Here is a 3,493-nt window from a genome sequence, read left to right as displayed (position 1 = left end):
AATTGAATAACTTCGGCTTGCATGCTCCTAGCATTATGTCATTCATATTATTATACCGCACTACCTGGTTTTCAAAAGTCACTTTCCCCTCAATCGCGACCGCAATCAATGGGCAACTCTTAAATATAACACCTATTGGGATGAAGCAAGGGGTTCTATAAGCATGTCCCTATCTCTGTCTTAGGAATTACTACCAGACAATAATAGGCATGATCCATTACTTCACATTCACCCAAATGCTATTGCAAAGTCCGAACGGAGAAATGCAATTTTTTATTCCTGGTCAATGGGAGTTGGCCTAAAAAGGGGAACAGCTCTCGGTTCCCTAAAGGGGAGTCTTGGACTAAAGCAGTATAATTAAATAAATTTGGAAATTCTGCCATCTTTAAGATGTCTTAAAGACGTCAGAACGACTCCAATAAGTGTTATACATATTTAGAATTTAAGTAATCTAAAAATATTACAATTATTTGACTACTATGATATTAATTCTTTTATTTGACGTCTCAAGGGCGTCTTTTAGACAGACAATAGACATCTTGAATACGTCAACCAATATTCAACCATATGGTCATTACTGTAGGAGGTACTAAAGGAGGAACGGGGAAAACAACCATTGCTACGAACGTAGCTATCTATCTGACACAATTAGGTCGGGACGTACTTTTGATCGATGCCGATGATCAGCAGACGGCCTGGGATTTTTCGACCTTCCGGCACGAAACCCTGGAAGGAAGCCTCGGATACAATCCAATAAAAATGAATGGTGAAACCATTCATACACACATCCGCAATCAAGCTAAACGCTATACGGACGTGGTGATCGATACAGGTGGGAGGGATACTACTTCACAGCGTTCAGCCCTGGTCGCTTCAGACGTGTATTTGATTCCGTTAGTACCGCACATGTTTGAAATGTGGAGTTTGGCCAAGGTTGATCATATGGTACGGGAAATCCATACGTTTAACCCGAATCTGAAAGCGATGGCCTTTCTCAATAAAGTAGAACCGAGATCCATCTACATCGAAGACAGTGTGAATCTGTTGAAACAGGCAACGGACATTGAATACCTAGATGCTCCCTTGGGCAACCGAATTGTATACGTGCATTCTTCCGTACAGGGCCTGGGCATTGGCGAATACAAACCGCAGGACAAGGCCGCTGCCAAAGAATTTTCTGACTTAATGACGCTGGTCTTGGAAAAAGCCGCACAACCCGTATCGACCAATGGCTAAAAAGAAACCAGGGCTGGCTATGCCTAAAAGCACCGTATTATCAGCGGTTGAGCTGGAAGAACAATTCATTCAGAAAGGGGGGAGTTCGCCCACAGTAGTGAGTCCTTGTCAAAAGAGACTTCAGAACCTGTAACTGAATCTGAAAATGAAGATTCCCTACACCGTTTTACTTTACGAATGCCAAGGAGCCAGAAAGAAAGCATCGAAGGCGTTATCAACCAAAGTGCGATTCGCAGGCGTTTAGGCATTACGCATTTCATTTTGGAAGCCATCGAAGAAAAACTGGCTCGAGAGAAAAAAGCGAAAGCTAAGAACTAAAGAAAAGAAGCCCAGCTAAGTTGGGCTTCTTTCGTTACTCTAGAATAAAACCAAGGTTGTTGGCCAGCGGCTGAAACGTAGTACGAATTTCCTCCAACCTGGTTGGATGCTTCTCTTGGAAGTACAAAAGTTTCAATCCCTGAATCATACCTGAACCATCCCGGAGTTGTTCAGCGAGGGTATCTACTTGTACATTCAGTTTATTGAAAATAGTTATAGCAATCTCTATGTGTACAGGAATACGTTCTTGTTGACTCAGGGCTTTAACAAAGGTTAAAAAGGACTGGGCTTCGCTTGAGTTCCGCAACGTTTCAACGATTACATCATTGACACGGTTCGCGTACAAGTCCCGAAGCGTATTTCGAGCAGTTTCTATTGAATCCTCAGGCTTTGGTTTTGGTGAAATATGCACGATAGGTTGAGCTTCCTCTTTTGCTTTCTTGGTTAGGGAAATGGCCAAATCTTTATTCGCGACCACTTTCGTTAAGTAGGCCACTGGATTTTTAATGTCATTCCGCTGCTCCAGATACTTCAAGCCTAGCTCTACATTTGTCTTTACCTGCTCCCGACCGTGTTTATCAATCCAGCTCTGGTAAATGGACTTGGATACGAAATACGTTTTCAGTCGGGTAAATAGGGGAGTCTTCGAGTTCAGGCGTTTCAGCCGGAGGCTCAAGATCCAATGGATCGGAGTCAATGATACCACTAAGTTCAAGCTCGGGTTTTCCTTCCAATACAAAACAAACCGTCTGCGCAATTCGCTGTCGTTTCACTTCTGTAATATCCAGAATCCGGATATCCGTTTCCCGATTGATTTCCTCCATGCAACGCAAAAGAATCCGGTGTTTGAATTCCGAGTATTTCTTATAAGAATCCTTTGGGACCGAAAGCATAAACCGCAATTCATCGACGCTATACTTGGGATAAGCCGTTTGTTGCCGGAGGCGGTGCTTGAGAATCATGTACAGCTTAATCGAGTAGGGGGAACCCAACTGATTGAGGAACTTCATCGAAATGCTTAGGTATTCACTCTTCAGCTGAAGCAAATACGGCTTTAGGTCCGGATGAAACCGCACCAGCACGTGAGTCTTATCATCTTCCAACAAGGGCTCCGCCTTCTTATCGAGTACGGGAATCGTAATCTTATAGGGTTTACCGTCGATCTCTCCAATACGGGAAAAAGTACGGTGAGATAAATTGAATACAGCCTCGCGGAGCAATTCGTACTGAGTACCGGCGTCGTGTAAGCCATTGTCCCGAATGATTTCGGCAATACTGATCCGCTGCAGGGCAAACTCATCGTCGTCCTTGTGCAGCATCGTCAATAAGTGAAAGAAAACCCGGTACTCATTAATGGAGAAACTACTCTGAGCTTCCACTAGTCCATCCTTGCCCGCTTTGATCTGGACAAACTTTCGGATAGGAGTATCCCTGATTTCTTCAATGAAAAGGGGTTTCGAAGATTTAGCCATAGTTTCCGAGGTTTTTGTCGCCGGGTCGAGGTTTTTGTCGCCGAAACCGAAATTTTGTCCCCTTGCCCGAGGTTTTTGTCGCCTACTCCGTGATTTTTGTCGCCAAACCATTTGTAATATATTGATATTCAGACAGTTAATCAGCACCAAAATAGATATCAAAATAATAATCAAATATAAAACAAACTTTGATTAGTTCCGAAATATTTGTCGCCGAAGAAATCAAAAATGATGATATACACTGATATTCAGTATAATTGTTTCTAAATATTAGTTCTAATTAGGACATTGAATGAAATTTGGGCGACAAATATTTCGGAATTGTGATTTTTCCTATCGTAGTTAATTTATAAATCCTATAGGCATATATAAATATTATAACGTTTTTAAAACGTTATAATATTTATATATGAATGCTCAAATAAAGTTTAGTTCATTCTATAAAAAGCTACTAAATATGTAATGCT

Annotated in this window: 4 protein-coding genes; 2 read left to right on the top strand and 2 right to left on the bottom strand. The window is 41.8% G+C overall.

Going from position 1 to position 3,493, the window contains the following annotated elements; genetic code table 11:
* Nucleotides 1-567 precede the first annotated feature (567 nt).
* Nucleotides 568-1,236: an AAA family ATPase gene (locus tag BWI97_RS26145; RefSeq protein WP_102203405.1), complete on the top strand. Its 669-nt coding sequence runs from the start codon at nucleotides 568-570 to the stop codon at nucleotides 1,234-1,236.
* A 105-nt stretch (nucleotides 1,237-1,341) separates the two neighbouring features.
* A complete protein-coding gene (locus tag BWI97_RS27510) occupies nucleotides 1,342-1,554 on the top strand; it encodes a hypothetical protein (protein ID WP_146011059.1) in 213 nt (70 codons plus the stop codon).
* Nucleotides 1,555-1,588: 34 nt separating this feature from the next.
* On the opposite strand, the gene BWI97_RS26140 is transcribed toward BWI97_RS27510, so the two are convergent.
* Nucleotides 1,589-2,089, bottom strand: a complete 501-nt coding sequence (locus BWI97_RS26140; RefSeq protein ID WP_102203404.1) for a hypothetical protein — start codon at nucleotides 2,087-2,089, stop codon at nucleotides 1,589-1,591.
* A 43-nt stretch (nucleotides 2,090-2,132) separates the two neighbouring features.
* On the bottom strand, nucleotides 2,133-3,026 hold the full coding sequence (locus tag BWI97_RS26135; protein ID WP_158242864.1) for a replication initiation protein: 894 nt from the start codon (nucleotides 3,024-3,026) through the stop codon (nucleotides 2,133-2,135).
* Nucleotides 3,027-3,493: the final 467 nt, after the last annotated feature.

It is taken from the genome of Siphonobacter sp. BAB-5405 (assembly GCF_002872335.1).
In the GTDB taxonomy this organism is placed as follows: Bacteria; Bacteroidota; Bacteroidia; order Cytophagales; family Spirosomataceae; genus Siphonobacter.
The sequence above is the reverse complement of the archived record's forward strand: the minus strand, read 5'-3'. Positions and strand labels throughout refer to the sequence as shown.